A 17,520-nucleotide genomic window follows, 5' to 3' on the forward strand; every position below is an offset into this window, starting at 1 on the left:
CCGCGGCGTCTGGTGCGGTGCATCGCAAGGCGCCGGAGCGGCCTGATAGCGGAGCTATTGGGACGTTTCGGCAACGCCGCGTGGGGGCACCCCCAGCGTTAGCTGGGGGAGTGCCGTGCCAGACGCCGCGGGCCCGGCCATGACCCATCGGACAGGCCCTAGGGTCCGGGGCGTACGCCCTCCAGGACCGTGTCGACGATATCCGCCGCGAGGCCCTCGGGGAGTTCCCTCCACTCGTGGAGGATGGCGCGGGCCAGCATCGGGCCGACGAACAGGTCGGCGAGGGTCTCCGCATCGCGGTCGCTGCGGATCTCGCCGCTGGCCATACCGCGCCGCAGCACCCGCAGCAGCGCCTCGTTACGGGCCCGTACGACCGTTTCGTGGTACTCCGCCCACAGTTCGGGGTGGGCCTGGACATGGCTGACGACGGTGCGCAGCAGCGCGGAGTTGCGTTTGGCCAGGCCCCGGCGGCGCAGGAACTCCAGCAGGGCGACGAGGTCGTCGCGCACGGAGGCGCCTTCGAGCACCGGGGGCGGGGTGTCCAGCGAGCGCATCACATCGAGCATCAGGGCGTGTTTGCCGGGCCAGCGGCGGTAGACGGTGGCCTTGCCCACGCCCGCCTCGCGGGCGATGCGCTCCATCGACAGTTCGCCGATGGCGGCGCCCTCCTCGATCAGGCGCAGGACGGCCTCGATGATGGCGGAGTCGGCCGCGGCGCTGCGCGGCCGGCCGCGGCGCCCGGGGACCGCCCGGTCCGCCCGCGTACCGGCCGCCGCCGTCTGGGGGTCTCCCACCGCCCGGCTCATCCCTGTACGCCCGCCTTCCGCCGCTCCTGGGGCTCCGCAGGACGCGGCGCCGGTCCCATTTTGCCGGGCAGGAAAGCGGCGACGACCACGGCACCCACCACCGCGACGGAGGCCGAGCCGAGGGCCGTGACGTGCATGGCGTGCACGAACGCGTGCTGCGCGGAGGCGGCCAGACCGCGGCCCGCCGGGCCCAGGTGCCGGGCGAGGCCGAGGGTGGCCTCGATGGACTCGCCGGCCGCGTGGCGGGCGGCGGCCGGTATGCCGGGCAGGGCGGCGAGCTTGGCGGTGATGCCGTCGCGGTAGGTGGTGGACAGCAGCGAGCCGAGGACGGCCACCCCGAGGGTGCCGCCGACCTGCCGGAAGACGTTGTTGAGCGCCGAGCCGGAGCCGGCCTTCTCTCGGGGCAGCGACTGCATGATGGCGACGGTGACCGGCGGCATGATGTGCGCCATCCCCGTGCCCTGGAGGAAGAAGAGCACCTCCAGGATCCAGATCGGGGAGTCGGTGGTCAGCAGCAGCATGCCGGACATGGTGACGGCGATGGTCAGCATGCCGACGGTGCACACCGCGCGGGCGCCGAACCGGTCCACGGCGTGCCGGGCCCGCGGCGAGAAGGTCAGCTGGGCCACGGCCAGCGGCAGGATCAGCAGACCGGCCTCCAGCGGGCTGTAGCCGCGCACGCTCTGCACGTAGAACACGATGAAGAAGGTGACGCCCATCAGCGCGAAGAAGACCAGCGCGACGGCGGCGACGGCGGCCGAGAAGGCGGGTTTGCGGAAGTAGCGGATGTCTATGGACGGGTGCGCGCTGCGCTTCTGGTGCAGGACGAAGACCGTCAGGACGACGAGGCCGGCGGCGATGGCGCCCAGCACCTGCGGGTCGGTGAAGTCGGCGAGCTGGCCGCCCTTGATGATCCCGTAGACCAGCAGGACCAGGCCGACGACGGAGAGCAGCACACCGAACGGGTCCATCCGGCCGGGGCTGGGGTCCTTGGAGTCGGGCACCAGGACCGCCATCGAACCGAGCGCGACCAGGACGACGGGGACGTTGACCAGGAAGACCGAGCCCCACCAGAAGTGGTCCAGGAGCAGGCCGCCGGCGATCGGACCGATCGCGATGGCCAGGCCCACGCCGCCGGCCCAGATGCCGATCGCGCGGGGCTGCTCCTCGCGCTCGAAGACGTTCATCAGGATGGCGAGGGTGGCGGGCATCACAAAGGCGCCGCCGAGGCCCATCATGGCGCGGAAGGCGATCAGCTCGGTGGGCGAGCCGGCCATGCCCGCGAGCACCGAGCCGACGCCGAAGACGGTCAGCCCGGACAGCAGCATCTTCTTGCGGCCCAGGCGGTCGCCGAGCAGGCCGGAGGTGAACAGCAGCCCGGCGAAGACCAGCGTGTAGGCGTTGATCGCCCACTCCAGCTCGCTCTGGGTGGCACCGAGGCCGGAGGGCACCGGGCTCGCGATGGTCTTCATCGCGACATTGAGGATCGAGTTGTCCAGCACCACTATCAGCAGGCTGAGCATGAGGACGGACAGGATCACCCAGCGGCGCCGGTGGATCGCGTCGGGGACCTGACGGGCGGGCTGCCCGGCGGGCGGGGTGGAAGAGGTCGCCATCGGACCACCATACTCCTTTTTCGATACGGACCCGTTCCGTATCGGTGAATGTCGCTGTCGTGTCGCCGCGACCCCGGTGACGTCGCAGGTCACAGCCCCCTTCCGTTGTACGCGCCCGGCATGCCAGCATGGAGCGGAGTCCGGGGACACCGTCAGGGTGCCTCGAGATGAACGAACAGGAGCCGTCACCATGACGCAGCTTTCGCCTGCCCGGAAGACGGGCGACCGGCCCGCATCCGAGAACGGCAAGACCCTGTACGGGGGAACGAGCTCGCGGCGCATCACGGTCCGTGACATCGCCGCCGCCAAGGAGCGCGGCGAGAAGTGGCCGATGCTCACCGCCTACGACGCGATGACCGCCTCCGTCTTCGACGAGGCCGGCATCCCCGTCCTGCTGGTCGGCGATTCGATGGGCAACTGCCACCTCGGCTACGAGTCCACCGTCCCGGTCACCATGGACGAGATCACCCTGCTGTCCGCCGCCGTCGTCCGCGGCACCCACCGCGCGCTGGTCGTCGGCGATCTGCCGTTCGGCTCGTACCAGGAGGGCCCGGTCCAGGCGCTGCGCAGCGCGACCCGCCTGGTCAAGGAGGCCGGGGTGGGCGCCGTCAAGCTGGAGGGCGGGGAGCGCTCCGCGCACCAGGTGGAGCTGCTGGTCTCGTCCGGCATCCCGGTGATGGCCCATGTGGGCCTCACCCCGCAGTCGGTCAACGCCTTCGGCGGCTATCCGGTCCAGGGCCGCGGCGAGGAGGCGGCCCAGCAGCTGCTGCGGGACGCCAAGGCGGTCCAGGACGCGGGCGCCTTCGCCGTCGTCCTGGAGGCCGTACCGGCGGAACTGGCCGCCGAGGTCACCCGCTCCCTGCACATCCCCACCGTCGGCATCGGCGCGGGCCTGGACTGCGACGCCCAGGTGCTGGTGTGGACGGACATGGCGGGCATGACGGCGGGCCGGGTGCCGAAGTTCGTGAAGAAGTACCTGGAGATGCGGCAGCTGCTCGGTGACGCGGCGAAGGAGTTCGCCGAGGAGGTCGTCGCCGGGGACTTCCCCGCGGCGGCGCACACCTTCCACTGAGGTCCGGCGTCCGGCGTCTCCCCGGGGCGCCGGACGCGTCGCCGCGCTGTCGGCGCGGTGTAGGTGCGCTGTCGGTGCGTTGTCAGTGGCTGCCGGCAGTGTTGACGGCATGACGCGAAAGACGACAATCACCCCACGCGGCAACGCCGTCGAGGTGCGCGGTCTGGTCAAGCACTTCGGCGAGGTGAAGGCCGTCGACGGGGTGGACCTGGACGTGCGGGAAGGCACCGTCCTCGGGGTCCTCGGGCCCAACGGCGCGGGCAAGACCACGCTCGTACGGTGCCTGTCCACCCTCCTGGTGCCGGACGCCGGGCGCGCCGTGGTGGCCGGCTTCGACGTGGTGCGCCAACCCCGCGCGCTGCGCCGGACGATCGGCCTGACCGGACAGTACGCCTCGGTCGACGAAAAGCTCTCCGGCTGGGAGAACCTCTACATGATCGGGCGGCTGCTCGATCTGTCCCGCAAGGACGCCCGCCGGCGTGCGGACGAGATGCTGGAGCGGTTCTCCCTGACCGAGGCCGCCAAGCGCCCCGCCGCCAAGTACTCCGGCGGTATGCGCCGCCGCCTGGACCTGGCCGCCTCGATGATCGGCAGCCCGGCGGTGCTCTATCTGGACGAGCCGACGACCGGGCTCGACCCCCGTACCCGTAACGAGGTGTGGGCGGAGGTCCGGCGCATGGTGGCCGACGGTGTGACGGTGCTGCTGACCACGCAGTACATGGAGGAGGCCGAGCAGTTGGCGGACGAGCTGACGGTGATCGACCGCGGCCGGGTGATCGCCGAGGGCCGGGTCGACGCGCTGAAGGCCAAGGTCGGCGGGCGGACACTCCAGATCCGGCCGACCGTTCCCGCGGAGCTGGACCGGATGGTCGGCGCCCTCGCGCAGGCCGGTCTGGACGGCGTCGCGGGCGCCACCGCCGACCATGCGGAGGGCGTGGTCAACGTCCCCATCGTCAGCGATGAGCAGCTGACCGCGGTGGTGGGGCTCCTGGGGCAGCGCGGTTTCGCGCTGGCCGGGATATCGACCCATCTGCCCAGCCTGGACGAGGTGTTCCTGGCCCTCACCGGCCAGAAGACCTCGACGGCCGGGCAGGAACAAGAACACGACGCGGCGGACGCCGGCGACAAGAGCCTTGCGGAGGTGTCGGCATGAGCGCCGCGACCGTGACCGCGCCCGCCGTGCAGCCGGGCGCCGACGAGGGCCGGATCGGCCTGCGCGCCAATCTGCGGCACATCGGCGCGCTGGTGCGCCGTAACGCCCTCCAGATCAAGCAGGATCCCGAGTCGATGATGGACGTCCTGCTGATGCCCATCATCTTCATCCTGCTGTTCGTGTACGTCTTCGGCGGCCAGATCGCCGGAAAAGGCCATCAGGACGCCTATCTCCAGCATCTGGTGCCCGGCCTGATGGCCATGATGGGCATGAACATCGCCATGGCGGTGGGCACCGGCGTCAACGAGGACTTCCGCAAGGGCGTCATGGACCGCTTCCGGACCCTGCCGATAGCCCGGTCCTCGGTCCTGATAGCCAAGATCGTCGTCGAGATCGGCCGGATGCTGGTCGCCATCGCGATCCTGCTCGCCATGGGCTTGGTGATGGGCCTGCAGATCAAGGGCAGCATGCTCGAATTCGCCGCGGCGATCGTGCTGTCCACGATGTTCGGCGCCGCCCTGATGTGGATATTCATCCTGCTGGGGCTCACCGCGAAGACCCCGCAGGCGGTCCAGGGCATGGCGATGCTGGTGCTGATGCCGCTCCAGTTCGGCTCGTCCATCTTCACGCCGACGACGAACATGCCCGGCTGGCTCCAGAGTTTCACCGACGTCAATCCGCTCTCCCAGCTGGCGGACGCGGCCCGCGCCCTGATCAACGGCGAGGGCCCGGTGGCCCACCCCGTGCTGATCACCCTCGCCTGGACGGTCGCCATCACGGCCGTGACGATGCCGCTCGCGGTCCGGAAGTTCCGCAGGAAGACCTGACGCGGGTCCCGCGGAGCGCGGCTCCGCGGGACCACTCGCCCGCCCGGCTCGCGTCAGACCAGGGCGGCGGCCTCTTCCAGCGAGAGGGCGCCGCCTTCGGCGTACCCGCGCGCGTACGCCGCATCGTCCAGGAACGCGCGGGCGGCGGCCTCGGCGCGGGAGCGGTTGTCCCGTACGGCCTTCGGCGGGGCGTGCGAGGGATCGCGCAGGGCGTCGTACGCGCCTACCAGCCGGGCCGCCCCGGCGGCACCGCGCTCGCCGTGGACGGCGGTCAGCACCCGTGCCGCCGTAAGGAGTTGCAGCACCAGAAGGTCCGGCGCCACCATCTGCGCCATCGAGTCCTGCATCAGCGCCAGCACCCCCCGGCACCGCGCCAGCAGATCCCGGCCGCCGCCCTCCTCGATGTCCAGCAGGATCAGCGCCGCGTCCAGAATGCCGGCGAACAGCTCCGGCATGCGCCGGCCGAACGCCTCGCGTACGGCGTCCACTTCGGCGCGGGCCTCCTTCGTCCGGCCCTGGACGGCCAGATGCGCCGCCAGCGTCAGATGCGCGAACGCCAGCGCATCCCGGGTGCCGCTGGCCTCCTGCGCCTCCGCCAGGACCGCGCGCAGCAGCCGCTCCCCGGCCTCCTCCTGGCCGTCCTCCAGCAGGACGCCGCCCAGCCGGACGCGCAGCAGCAGGGTCTGGCCGTGCGCACCCAGGTCCTCGGCGCGCTGCATCGCCGCGCCGTAGTCCCGCACCGCGAGGGCGTACTCGCCGCGCCTCTCCCGGGATTCACCGCGCCCCGCCAGCGCCTCCGCCGCGCCCCAGGCGTCGCCGATCCGGTCGAAGAGCGACAGCGCCTCGTCGGCGTCCGCCTGCGCATGGGCGAGGCGGCCGACGCGGTCGTTGAGGATCTTGGAGCGCAGTTGCAGGAGGTAGGCCAGCTCCCAGTCGCGGCCGAAGCCGCGGCAGGCGGCCACCGCGCGGTCGACCAGCTCCCCCAGCTGCTCGAACCGGCCGGTGAACAGCACCGCGAAGTACCACATCAGGCCCGGCATCCGGCAGGTCTGCGGCATCCCGCTGCGATAGGCGGCGATGATGCCCTCCAGCTCCGTCTGCATTTCGAGGCTGCGCAGCATCTCCAGGTGGCTGTCGCTGCACGAGAGCACCACCAGACGGACCTCCCGGCGGGCCTCCAGCAGCTGTTCGGGGGCCATCGGCGGCGGGCCGTCGATGGGGCGTTCGGCCAGGTCGGGGGCGGGTGCGGGGGCCGGGACGAACGGGTTGGGGCCGAGCGCCCCGGCGGCCTGGGCCCAGTGGCGGGCGTCGCTGAGGTGGTCGCGCAGCATCCAGAACCAGTGCAGGGACAGCACCAGGCACAGCGCCTCGTGTTCGTCGCGGGCGGCGAGGGCGCGGCGCAGCGCGGTGCGCAGGTTGTCGTGTTCCAGCTCCAGGCGGTCCATGGCGGCGCGCTGCCCGGGGCCGCGCAGCAACGGGTCGGTGGTACGGGCCAGTTCGCGGTAGGCGACCAGATGGCGGCGTTCGGCCGTCTCCCGTTCGCCGGCCTCGTCCAGCCGCTCGCCGGCGTACTCCCCCACCGTCTCCAGCAGCCGGTAGCGCATCGTCCCTTCGGGGGCGGGCGCGGCCACCACCAGCGACTTGTCGATCAGCGCGCCGAGCAGGGCGGCGACATCGCGGCGGTCGACGCCCTCGCCCGCGCAGACCTCCTCGGCGGCGGCCAGATCGCAGCCGCCGGCGAAGACGGACAGCCGACGCAGCACCGCCCGCTCGCGGGCACCGGTCAGCTCCCAGGACCAGTCCACGACGGCGCGCAGGGTCTGCTGGCGGGGCAGGACCGTGCGGCTGCCGCTGGTCAGCAGCCGGAAGCGGTCGTCGAGGCGGTCGGCGATCTGGCGCGGGGAGAGCGCGCGCAGCCGGGCGGCGGCCAGTTCGATGGCCAGCGGCAGTCCGTCCAGGCGGCGGCAGATCTCGGCGCAGGCGGCCGCGGTGTCCGCGTCGGTGTCCGTACGGAAGCCGGGGCGGGCGGCGGCTCCGCGGTCGGCGAGCAGGCGCAGCGCCACCGGGTCGGGCAGCGGTTCGACCGGCCGCAGCACCTCGCCCGGCACGGCCAGCGGTTCGCGGCTGGTGGCCAGCACCGTGATGCCGGGGCATTCGGCGAGCAGCCGCTCGGCGAGGTGGGCGGCGGCGCCGATCACATGCTCGCAGTTGTCCAGGACGAGCAGCATCCGGCGGCCGGCGCACTCCGCGGCGAGCCGGGCGAGCGGGTCCAGGGCGGTGGGGTCGCCGGCCGCGCGCAGCCCCTCGGCGGTGGTGGTGCGCACCACGGTCTCGCGGGCGCCCAGCGCGGTGAGCACCGCTTCCGGCACGGTCGCCGGGTCGTCCACGGGGGCCAGTTCGGCCAGCCAGACGCCGTGCGGCCAGGCGTCCGGTGCCGCCGCCGCGGCGCTCTCGGCGCCCTCCAGGGACAGCCGGGTCTTTCCGGCGCCACCCGGGCCCAGCAGGGTCAGCAGGCGGTGGGTGGCGAGGTCCGCGCGCAGCGCCGCAAGGTCGGCGTCGCGGCCGACGAAGGAGGTCGGGCGGGCGCGGAGGTTGCCGGGGCGCCGGTCCGCGGCGGGTTTTGCGGGGGCGGGCGTCCGCTCGGACGCCGGGCGCAGCAGTTCGGCGTGCAGGGCGCGCAGTGCGGGGCCGGGGTCGGTGCCGAGGCGGTCGGCGAGTGTGGTGCGTATCGCCTCGTACGCGGCGAGCGCCTCCGCGGCGCGGCCGGCGGCCCGCAGGGCGCGCAGCCGCAGGGCCTGGAGGGGCTCGTCGAGGGGGTGGTCCTGGCACAGCGCGGTCAGGGCGGGCAGCGCCCGTTCCGGCCGGCCGAGGGCGAGATCGGCGGCGGCGCGGGTGCGCTGGGCGTCCAGGCGGCGGCTCTCGGCGCGGGCGGCCTCGGCTCCGGGGTCGGGCAGATCGGCCAGCGCCGGGCCGTGCCAGAGCGCCAGCGCCTCGTCCAGGAGGGCGGCGGCGCGGGCCGGGTCGGCCTCGGCGAGCGCGCGGGCGCCGTCGGCGGCGAGCCGGACGAAGCGGTGCAGGTCGACGGCGTCGGGCTCGGCGCACAGGCGGTAGCCGCCGTCGACGGAGGCGATGGCGGCGTGGCCGAGGGCCCGGCGCAGCCGGCCGACCAGGGCCTGGAGGGCGCCGGTGGCGTCGGCGGGCGGCTCGGTGCCCCAGACGTCGGCGATCAGGACGTGTGGGGGCAGCGCCCGGCCCGGCCGCAGCGCGAGGGCGGCGAGCAGGGCGCGCAGCCGGGCGCCACCGAGGGCGACGGGGGTGCCGTCGGACCGGTCGGCCCGGGTGGTGCCGAGGATTCCGTAGCGCACCGCGCCATTGTCGTTCACGGCCTTGCCGCCCACCGTCCGCTCACACCTCTCGCCGTGCCCCGTGGCGCGCGGACCGACCCCCGACGCCCCCTGACCCGCCCCTGATGTGGCATGGGTCATTCCCCTGATTTCTCCCCTGAGGTCCACTGTGCACGGAACCGGGCGCCCCCCGCGCGACGTTTTCCGCACAGGGCCGCCGAGCGGACCGTGCGCCGAAGGGCGTCGCGCGGTTACGGTCGGGGCTCGCCCCTCGCGACCACGGGCCGATCACGACACCTCGGGAGACCACGGCACATGACCACAGCTCTACAGCGCGCCGAGCGCCGCATCAGCCCGGTCTTCCTCGCGCTCGTCGCCGTCATGGCGGTATCGGGATGGGCCGTGTGGAGCCAGACCATGGCCGCCAACACCGGCTTCGCGGTCTTCTTGTTCGTGGTCTCGGGCTGGATCGTGTCGCTGTGCCTGCACGAGTACGCCCATGCCCGTACGGCGCTGCACAGCGGCGACATCACGGTGGGCGCCAAGGGCTATCTGACGTTGAACCCGCTCAAGTACACCCACGCCCTGCTGAGCATCGTGCTGCCGGTGCTCTTTGTGATCATGGGCGGGATCGGGCTGCCGGGCGGTGCGGTGTTCATCGAGCGGAGCCGGATCCGGGGCCGCTGGCGGGACAGCCTGATCTCGGCGGCCGGGCCGCTGACCAATGTGCTGTTCGCGGTGGTGTGCACGGCCCCGTTCTGGCTGCACGCACTCGACGGCGTACCGGAGCCGTTCCGCTATGCGCTGGCGTTCCTGGCGCTGCTCCAGGTCACGGCCGCGATCTTGAACTTCCTGCCGGTGCCGGGGCTGGACGGCTATGGCGTGATCGAGCCGTGGCTGTCGCTGAAGATACGGCGGCAGGTGGAGCCGTTCGCGCCGTTCGGGCTGCTGGCGGTGTTCGGGCTGCTGTGGGTGCCGGAGATCAACGGGGTGTTCTTCCAGGTCGTCGACACCGTCCTGCGCACCCTGGGCGTGACGAACTGGGACACGTACTGGGGCCAGGAGTTCTTCCGGTTCTGGCAGGGCGAGCCGCAGCTGTCGCCGACCGGCGGCGTCGTGTAGCGCCGCGGCGGCCTCGGCTCGCCGACGGGCGGGCTCAGCTCGCCGACGCCTCGCGCTCCAGCTTCGCCTTGCGCACGTAGAACCACGCCATATTGCTGGAGATACCGGCCATCAGGACCCAGACGATGCCCACGAAGCTGCCGTTCACGAAGGAGATGACGGCCGCGGCGACGGCGAGGGCGCACAGGGCGAGGGCCAGCAGGGCGAGGCGGGGCATGGGATCGACTCCTGGGTGAAGGGATCGGGCATTCCCACCCAGTGTCCCCCATGCCCCGCCCCCGCCCGTCAGCGGCATGGCGGCCACGGCGTCCCGCCGCCTCAGACGTCGGTGATCCGCAGCCCGGCGTGCGCCTTGTAGCGGATGTTGGTGGAGATCAGGTTGGCGACCAGCGACTCGACCTGGTGGGCGTTGCGCAGCCGGCCGGCGTAGACGCCGCGCATGCCGGGGATGCGGGCGGCCAGCGCCTGGACCACATCGGTGTCGGCGCGGGCCTCGCCCAGCACCATCACATCGGTGTCGATCCGCTCGGTGTCCGGGTCCTGGAGCAGCACGGCGGACAGATGGTGGAAGGCGGCGGTGACCCGGGCGCCGGGCAGCAGGGCGGCGGCCTGCTCGGCGGCGCTGCCCTCCTCCGGCGTCAGGGCGTAGGCGCCCTTCTTGTCGAAGCCGAGCGGGTTGACGCAGTCGATGACGAGCTTGCCGGCCAGATCGTCCCGCAGCGCCCGAAGGGTTGCGCCGTGTCCCTCCCAGGGGACGGCGATGATCACCACATCGCTGCGCCGGGCGCATTCGGCGTTCTCGGCGCCCTCGATGCCCAGGCCGAGCTCGTCGGCGGCGGTCTGCGCGCGCTCCGCCACCCGGGAGCCGATGATCACCTTCTGGCCGGCCCGGGCGAACCGGTAGGCCAGGCCGCGGCCCTGGTCGCCGGTGCCGCCGAGGACGCCGACGACGAGGCCGCTGACGTCGGGCAGGTCCCAGGGGTCGCGCTTGAGGGCGGCCTTCGCGCGGGTCGCGGCGTTCGGGGACTGGGCAGCGTCAGAAGTAGTCATGACAGCGATACTGTCACGCCGGCCCGGCCGTACGGGGCGGGGTGACAGGAGTGGTGGCGGGAGTGGTCACGGGAGTCGCGGCGTCATGCCTTCACGCTGCCCTCCGTCAGCCCCGTACGCCAGTACCGCTGGAGCACCAGCATCAGCACCATCAGCGGCACCACCGACAGGAACGCGCCGCCCACCGTGTACTGGTAGAGCACGGGTTTGCGGTCCGAGAAGCCGATCCAGGAGGTCAGGCCGAGCTGGATCGGATACAGGCGGGAGTCCGAGAGCATCACCAGCGGCAGAAAGTAGTTGTTCCAGATGTGGACGAACTGGAACAGGAAGACGGTGACCAGCGCCGGGGTCATCAGCCGCAGCCCCAGCCGCCCGAAGATCCGCGCCTCTCCCGCGCCGTCGATCCGGGCCGCCTCCAGCAGCGAGTCGGGCACCGCCGCGGCCGCGTAGATCCGGCACAGATAGACCCCGAACGGGCTGACCATACTGGGAATCAGCACCGCCCAGTAGGTGTTGGCCAGCCCCATCGAGCTGAAGAGGAAGTACAGCGGCAGGGCGAGCGCGGTGCCCGGGACGAGGACCCCGGCGAGCACCGTGTTGAAGACCGCCTCCCGGCCGCGGAAGGGGAATTTGGCCAGCGCGTAGCCGGCCGCGGCGGACAGCAGGGTGGCGCAGACCGCGCCGATCCCGGCGTACAGCAGGGAGTTGGCGAACCAGCGGGCGTAGACGCCGTGGTCGTAGGTCAGGACGTCGGTGAGGTTGCCCAGGGGTCGCGGATGGCCGGAGAACCAGAAGCCGAAGGTGCCGAAGAGATCGGCGCTGGACTTGGTGGACGAGACGATCAGCCAGTAGACCGGCGTCAGGAAGTACAGCGCGGCGACGGTCAGCAGCGAGGCGGTGATGATGCGGTAGCGGACGGGGGGCCGGGTCATCCGCGCTCCTTTCCGCGCCCGCCGACCAGCCGCAGGAAGACGAAGGACGCCACGCACGCCACCAGCGCGAGCAGCACCGCCTCGGCCGCCGCCACATGCTGGTTGTTGCCGACGAACGCCTCGCTGTAGGCGTGCAGGTTGGGGGTGAAGCCGCTGTCGATGGAGGACGCGAGCGGGCGCAGCACCTTGGGTTCCGCGAACAGCTGAAGGGTGCCGATGATGCTGAAGACGCCGGTCAGGACGAGCGCGGGGCGGATCAGCGGGAGTTTGACGTGCCGGGCGACCTGCCAGGCGTTCGCCCCGTCGATCCGCGCCGCCTCGTAGAGCTCCTCGGGGACGGACTTGAGCTGGGCGATCAGCACCAGCATGTTGTAGCCGGTGAACTGCCAGGTGACGATGTTGGCGATGGACCACAGAACGGTGCCGCGGGCCAGGAAGTCCACGTCCCAGCCCACCGACTGGGCGATCTTGACCAGTGGGCTGATCCCGGGGACGTAGAGAAAGCCCCACAGGATCGAGGCGATCACTCCGGGGACGCCGTACGGCAGGAAGAAGGCGCTGCGGAAGAACGGGATGCCGCGGGCGCTCGCGCCCTCCAGGAGCAGGGCCAGGGCGGTGGCGAGGACGATCATCAGCGGCACCTGGACGGCGCCGAAGAGCAGCACCCGCCCGAATCCGGCGAGGAACTGGTCGTCGCTCAGGGCGTGGGTGTAGTTGGCGAGCCCGGCGAACACCTCGTGTTCCTGGCCGCCGAGGCCGAGCGGGCCGGTGCGTTCGGTCTTGTGCAGGCTCTGGTAGACGGCGTACACGATCGGCGCGAGGAAGCACAGGGCGAACAGCGCGAGGAAGGGCAGGACGAATCCGGCGGCCGCGCGGGCGTTGCGGGCCTCGGTGCGCGAGATGCGGCGCGCCGGACGCGCCCCGTCCGGCGCCCTGCGGGCCACCGGCTCGGGCCGGCTGAGCGTGTCCCGACTCATGCCGACACCTCGCTTCGCTCGGCCTCGCATTCGCGAGGCACGCACCTCCTGATGGTTCGCTCGCTCACGCGCCGCTCTCCACCTTCAGGCCCTTGCCCTTGAGGTCGGCGATCGTCTGGCCCTGGACCTTGGCCAGGACGGAACGGAAGGAGGCGCCGGTGCCGAGCGCGTCGGTGAAGGCGTCGCCCAGGCGCTGGTAGAGGGTGTCCACGCCGGGTCCCCACTGCCAGCTGGTGTCCACATGGGCCCCGGCGTCGGCGAAGATCTTGCTGTACTCCTGGCCGCCGAAGAACGCCTTGTCCACGTCGAGAGCGCCGGTGGCATAGCCCTTCTTGGCGCTGGGGAAGCCGTAGCCGCCCTCGATGAGCAGGGCGATGGACTCGGGGTCGGTGTTGAGCCAGACCGCGAAGTCCAGGGCGTCCTTGGGGTAGGGCGCCTTGGCGAAGACGGCGGTGGTCGAGCCGCCCCAGTTGGCGAACGTCCGCCCGCCGGGCTTCCACTGCGGCAGCGGCGCGGCCCGCCACTTGCCCTTGGTGCCCGGTGCGTTGCCGACCAGCAGCGCATCGCCCCAGCTGGCGCCCACCCAGGCGGGGATGGCGCCGGTCTGGAGGTCCTTGTACCAGGCGTCCTGCCGGTCGGGGATGGTCTTGATGAGCTTCTGCCGGACCAGGGCCTCCCAGTAGTCGGCCACCTTGCGGGTGGGCTCGTCGTCGATGCTGATGAGCCAGGTGTCGCCCTTGGTGGCGTACCACTTGGCGCCCGCCTGCCAGGCGAGACCGGCCAGCCGGTTGCCGTTGGTGGCGGAGAACGTCTCGATCCAGGCGCCCTTCTTGCGGATCTTCTTGGCGGCCGCCTCGTACGCGTCCCAGGTCGTGGGGACCGGCACGTCCCACTTCTCGAAGAGGTCCTGACGGACGAACAGGCCCATCGGGCCGGACGCCTGGGGGATGGCGTAGATGCCCTTGCCGAAGACCGACTGCCGCCACTGCCAGCCGAAGAACTTGTCCTTGTGGCGGGCGGCGCCGAGCGGGGCGAGGTCGAGCAGCCCGTTGTCGAGCAGGAAGCTGGGGATCACCGGGAACTCGATCTGGCCCAGGTCGGGCGGGTTGCCCGCCTTGATGGCGGCGTGCATCTTCGCGTACTGCTCGCCGTCGACGGCCGACACCTGCTCGACCGTGACCTGCACCTCGGGATTCCTGCGGTTCCACAGGGCCACCGGCTTGTCGATACCGGGCACCCAGGACCAGAAGGACAGGGTGATCTTCTGGCCCTTCTTGCGTTCCCTCGGTGCGGGGTGGTCGTCGCCGCTGTCGCCGCAGCCGGTGAGGCAGGCGGCGGCGACGGCGCCGGCCGCCGTGCCCAGGACCGCTCTGCGAGGCAGGTCAATGCTGGTCATGCGGGCTCCTCCACGGGGATGCGGCGGAAGGTGATCGTCGAATAGGCGCTGTAGTCACCGGTTTCGTAGAGCAGTCCGACGCTCGCCGCATCCAGCCGGACGAGATCGGAGTAGCCGGCCGGCAGTCCGGAGACGGTACGGGCGCACCGCCAGGTCAGGCCGCCGTCGCGGCTGGTGCGCAGGGTGAGCAGGGCGCGGGCCAGGGGGTGCGCGGGGCCGGCGAACAGCAGCTCGTCGCGGTCGGCGAGGGCCAGCAGGCTGCCCTGGCAGACCGGTCCGGCCAGGCCCGCCTGGGGGCGGAAGGGAGCGGCGAGACGGTCGCCGCCGTCCCGCGAGCGGGCGTCGGCGCGGTGCCAGGGGGCGGCGGCCTCGGAGCGGGTGTTCAGGTAGAGGGTGCCGTCGGGCAGTTCGGCGGCGGCGGTCTCGTTGGGGGCGACGGAGGGGTCGGTGTCGCCGTCGGTGTAGCCGATCCGCCAGGTGGCGCCGTCGTCGTCGCTGAGCAGCGCGTGGCCGCCGTTGTAGCGGGCCTCGGTGCCGGTGTCTCCGTCTGCGGCCGGTGGGGTGGAGTGGTTGGCGGGGACGACGAGCCGTCCGGCGTACGGGCCGTGGCGCAGCCGCAGCGCATGGCCGGGGCCGGTGGCGTACCAGCGCCATTCGGGGCGTTTGGCCTGGTCGGTGATCTCGCGGGGCGGGCTCCAGGTGGCGCCGTCGTCGTCGCTGTGCTGGATCCATACGCGGCGGCCGTCGGCGGGCGGGACCTGGCCGCGTCGGATGCGGTCCTCGGTGGCGTCGGCGGCGTTGTGGACCTGGAGGAGCAGCACCCGGCCGCCGGAGAGGACGACCGGTGCGGGGTTGCCGGCGGTGCCGGTGCCGTTGCGGGCCAGGACCTGGAGCGGGCCCCAGGTGCGGCCGCCGTCGGCGGAGCGTTTGAGGACGACATCGATGTCGCCGGTGTCGGAGGCGGAGGCGGCACGTCCTTCGGCGAAGGCGAGCACGGCCCCGGAGCGCGCCCGCACCACGGCCGGGATCCGGAAGCTCGTATACCCCTCGGTCCGGGCCCGGTACGGCACTGAGCTCTCGTCCACCACGGGTCACCCCCAAGGGCCGGACGTAGGATGTCCCTGTCCTGCGGTGACCATAAAGAGGGCCCAACTGACCGTCAAGGCACCCGACATCGGCCGTTTTCGTGTCGGCAACGGGGTGCTCGACACCGGGTGAAATCGCGGTGAACGACCCATCGGCGCCCGGCCCCGCCCCGTTCGGCCCCAGGACCGCGCGTCCGTCGGGCCGGCAGCGCGGCGCGTGCCTATGGTGGATTCCCGAGACCCCAAATCCCCCTACAGGACGCCCCCATGGCACTTCCCGCACCGCTGCGCGGCGTCGTCCCGCCCGTCTGCACTCCGCTCGACCCGCACGGCGAGGTCGACACCGCCTCCCTCACCCGCCTGGTGACCCACCTCCTCGACGGCGGCGTCCACGGGCTGTTCGCGCTCGGCTCCACCGGCGAGGTCGCCTATCTCACCGACGACCGGCGCGCCACCGCCCTGGAGACCGTCGTCAAGGCCGCGGACGGCCGGGTGCCCGTCCTCGCCGGGGTCATCGACACCACCACCCCCCGCGTCCTCGACCACGCCCGCGCCGCGGCCGCGCTGGGCGCCGACGCCCTGGTGGCCACGGCGCCCTTCTACACCCGCACCCATCCGCGCGAGATCGCCGCGCACTTCCGCCGGCTGCGCGCCGAGACCGGACTGCCCGTCGTGGCGTACGACATCCCCGTGGCCGTCCATCACAAGCTCCCCCTCCCCGTGGTGCAGGAACTGGCCGAGGACGGCACCCTCGCGGCCCTCAAGGACAGCAGCGGCGACGACGGGGCGCTGCGCCGGGTGCTGGTCGCCCTCGGCGGCCGCACCGCTCGCCCCGGCGGCCCCGCGCCCGGCTTCGCCGTCCTCACCGGCTCCGAACTCACCGTGGACGCGGCCCTGTTGGCGGGCGCCGACGGCGTGGTCCCGGGTCTCGGCAACGTCGACCCGGCGGGCTATGTACGGCTCTACGAGGCGGCGCGGGCCGGCGACTGGGCGCGGGCGGCGGCCGAACAGGATCGGCTGGTCACGCTGTTCTCCATGACCGATATCGGCCCCGAGGACGCGATGGGCCGCAGCTCCGCCGCGCTGGGGTCCTTCAAGGCGGCGCTGTGGCTGCTCGGCGTGATCGACCACGGCGCCACCGCCTTCCCGCAGATCCCGCTGAGCCGGGAGGCGGTAGCGGAGGTGGGACGCCGGCTGACCGCCGCGGGGTTGCCGCCGGTGCGGTGAGCCGTTGGGCCGTTGGGGCGTCGGGCCGTTGAGCCCGTATGGGTGACACCCGTTGAAACCGCAACGAAGCCGCGTGGTCCAGGGGCAGGATGCGGCCCCATGGATGCCGTACGGGTCGCCCTGCTGCGCGAGGTCCTCGCCGGAACCGAGTGGATGCAGTCCACCCGCCGCTTCGCCGGATCGCTGCGGGCCTCGGTGGCGGGGCACGACGGCGGACTGCTGCTGGTCGGCAGCGCCGGTTACGAGCCCTGGCATCTGGCCGCCCATCTGGACGACGAGGCCGCCTGGTCGGGCCTGCCGGAGCTGTCACCCACCCTGGTACGGCACCGCGTCCCGGGCGGCGCACCGGCCCATCTGTCGGTGGGGCTCGGCCGGTTGGCGGACGCCGGGCGCGGTGCGACGCTGCTGGTCGTCACGCCGCAGCGGCCCGGTGCCGGGCTGCTGGAGCGGGTGCACGACGCGCGCCGCAACGGCGCGACGGTCCTCGCGCTGGACGGCGGTGACCGCGATCTGCACACCCTGGCCCACGACGCGCTGGCGGCCCCGGCGGCCAACGGCGAGCGGCCCCCGGACCTCGATCTCGACACGCTCCAGCACCTGGTCAGTGCGGCGGCCGGCGAAAACGGCCTGCCGTCTCCCTTACGGGGCGCTCCCCGTCGTCGCTTCCGTGATCGGCTGGCGCGGATCGCCGAGGGGCTTACGGCTCCGCCGCCGGCGCGGTGGTAGGTCGCTGCGCTTTGTCTGAGCCCCACGTTGTCGGCTTTCCCGCCGTAGGGGTTCGCCGCCTTTACGCCTGCGGCGGGCGGTTGCCGCTGCGCGGGGCTGTTCGGCTGCGGGACCGGGCCTCCGGACTTCGTCCTGCGGCCCGGCCCCTCCCCGTTGGGGGTGGGAGAAAAAACCAGTGGGGGTGCAC

At 72.6% G+C, this 17,520-nt stretch carries 15 protein-coding genes; 6 read left to right on the top strand and 9 right to left on the bottom strand.

Annotation, left to right across the window (positions count from 1 at the left end; all coding sequences use genetic code 11):
* Nucleotides 1-158: 158 nt before the first annotated feature.
* Both B1H19_RS13155 and B1H19_RS13160 read right to left on the bottom strand, forming a co-directional pair.
* On the bottom strand, nucleotides 159-806 hold the full coding sequence (locus B1H19_RS13155; RefSeq protein ID WP_083104937.1) for a TetR/AcrR family transcriptional regulator: 648 nt from the start codon (nucleotides 804-806) through the stop codon (nucleotides 159-161).
* Complete coding sequence (locus tag B1H19_RS13160; RefSeq protein ID WP_083104938.1) at nucleotides 803-2,422, bottom strand: MFS transporter; 1,620 nt, start codon at nucleotides 2,420-2,422, stop codon at nucleotides 803-805. Before B1H19_RS13160 ends, B1H19_RS13155 begins: the two co-directional genes overlap by 4 nt.
* A 190-nt stretch (nucleotides 2,423-2,612) precedes the next feature.
* On the opposite strand from B1H19_RS13160, the gene panB reads away from it, so the two are divergent.
* From panB to B1H19_RS13175, 3 genes are all read left to right on the top strand, one after another.
* The gene (gene panB, locus B1H19_RS13165; protein ID WP_083104939.1) at nucleotides 2,613-3,494 is read left to right on the top strand and encodes a 3-methyl-2-oxobutanoate hydroxymethyltransferase; all 882 of its coding nucleotides are present in this window, start codon (nucleotides 2,613-2,615) and stop codon (nucleotides 3,492-3,494) included.
* Nucleotides 3,495-3,603: 109 nt separating this feature from the next.
* The gene (locus tag B1H19_RS13170; RefSeq protein WP_083104940.1) at nucleotides 3,604-4,647 is read left to right on the top strand and encodes an ATP-binding cassette domain-containing protein; all 1,044 of its coding nucleotides are present in this window, start codon (nucleotides 3,604-3,606) and stop codon (nucleotides 4,645-4,647) included.
* Entirely contained in the window at nucleotides 4,644-5,474 is an 831-nt protein-coding gene (locus tag B1H19_RS13175; RefSeq protein ID WP_083104941.1) for an ABC transporter permease, read from the top strand. The genes B1H19_RS13170 and B1H19_RS13175 overlap by 4 nt, the downstream gene beginning before the upstream one ends.
* Before the next feature lie 53 nt (nucleotides 5,475-5,527).
* Here B1H19_RS13175 and B1H19_RS13180 read toward each other — a convergent pair whose 3' ends face one another.
* On the bottom strand, nucleotides 5,528-8,857 hold the full coding sequence (locus tag B1H19_RS13180; RefSeq protein ID WP_237289275.1) for an ATP-binding protein: 3,330 nt from the start codon (nucleotides 8,855-8,857) through the stop codon (nucleotides 5,528-5,530).
* Between the two features lie 276 nt (nucleotides 8,858-9,133).
* Here B1H19_RS13180 and B1H19_RS13185 point away from each other — a divergent pair, with 276 nt between their 5' ends.
* Entirely contained in the window at nucleotides 9,134-9,940 is an 807-nt protein-coding gene (locus B1H19_RS13185; protein ID WP_083104942.1) for a site-2 protease family protein, read from the top strand.
* Between the two features lie 34 nt (nucleotides 9,941-9,974).
* On the opposite strand, the gene B1H19_RS13190 is transcribed toward B1H19_RS13185, so the two are convergent.
* The 6 genes from B1H19_RS13190 to B1H19_RS13215 form a co-directional block, all read right to left on the bottom strand.
* The gene (locus tag B1H19_RS13190) at nucleotides 9,975-10,157 is read right to left on the bottom strand and encodes a hypothetical protein (protein WP_083104943.1); all 183 of its coding nucleotides are present in this window, start codon (nucleotides 10,155-10,157) and stop codon (nucleotides 9,975-9,977) included.
* Nucleotides 10,158-10,258: 101 nt separating this feature from the next.
* On the bottom strand, nucleotides 10,259-10,990 hold the full coding sequence (gene npdG / locus B1H19_RS13195) for an NADPH-dependent F420 reductase (RefSeq protein WP_083104944.1): 732 nt from the start codon (nucleotides 10,988-10,990) through the stop codon (nucleotides 10,259-10,261).
* 83 nt (nucleotides 10,991-11,073) lie between these two features.
* A complete protein-coding gene (locus tag B1H19_RS13200) occupies nucleotides 11,074-11,922 on the bottom strand; it encodes a carbohydrate ABC transporter permease (protein ID WP_083104945.1) in 849 nt (282 codons plus the stop codon).
* Entirely contained in the window at nucleotides 11,919-12,899 is a 981-nt protein-coding gene (locus B1H19_RS13205; protein WP_083104946.1) for a carbohydrate ABC transporter permease, read from the bottom strand. Before B1H19_RS13205 ends, B1H19_RS13200 begins: the two co-directional genes overlap by 4 nt.
* Before the next feature lie 64 nt (nucleotides 12,900-12,963).
* Entirely contained in the window at nucleotides 12,964-14,295 is a 1,332-nt protein-coding gene (locus tag B1H19_RS13210) for an ABC transporter substrate-binding protein (protein WP_083104947.1), read from the bottom strand.
* Nucleotides 14,292-15,383, bottom strand: coding sequence for a sialidase family protein (locus B1H19_RS13215; RefSeq protein WP_203237145.1), 1,092 nt, complete (start codon nucleotides 15,381-15,383; stop codon nucleotides 14,292-14,294). The genes B1H19_RS13210 and B1H19_RS13215 overlap by 4 nt, the downstream gene beginning before the upstream one ends.
* Before the next feature lie 264 nt (nucleotides 15,384-15,647).
* Here B1H19_RS13215 and B1H19_RS13220 point away from each other — a divergent pair, with 264 nt between their 5' ends.
* Together B1H19_RS13220 and B1H19_RS13225 are read left to right on the top strand one after the other, a co-directional pair.
* Nucleotides 15,648-16,607: a dihydrodipicolinate synthase family protein gene (locus tag B1H19_RS13220; protein ID WP_083104948.1), complete on the top strand. Its 960-nt coding sequence runs from the start codon at nucleotides 15,648-15,650 to the stop codon at nucleotides 16,605-16,607.
* A gap of 99 nt (nucleotides 16,608-16,706) precedes the next feature.
* Entirely contained in the window at nucleotides 16,707-17,333 is a 627-nt protein-coding gene (locus B1H19_RS13225) for a hypothetical protein (RefSeq protein WP_083104949.1), read from the top strand.
* Nucleotides 17,334-17,520: the final 187 nt, after the last annotated feature.

The organism is Streptomyces gilvosporeus (assembly GCF_002082195.1).
GTDB classification, from domain to species: domain Bacteria; phylum Actinomycetota; class Actinomycetes; order Streptomycetales; family Streptomycetaceae; genus Streptomyces; species Streptomyces gilvosporeus.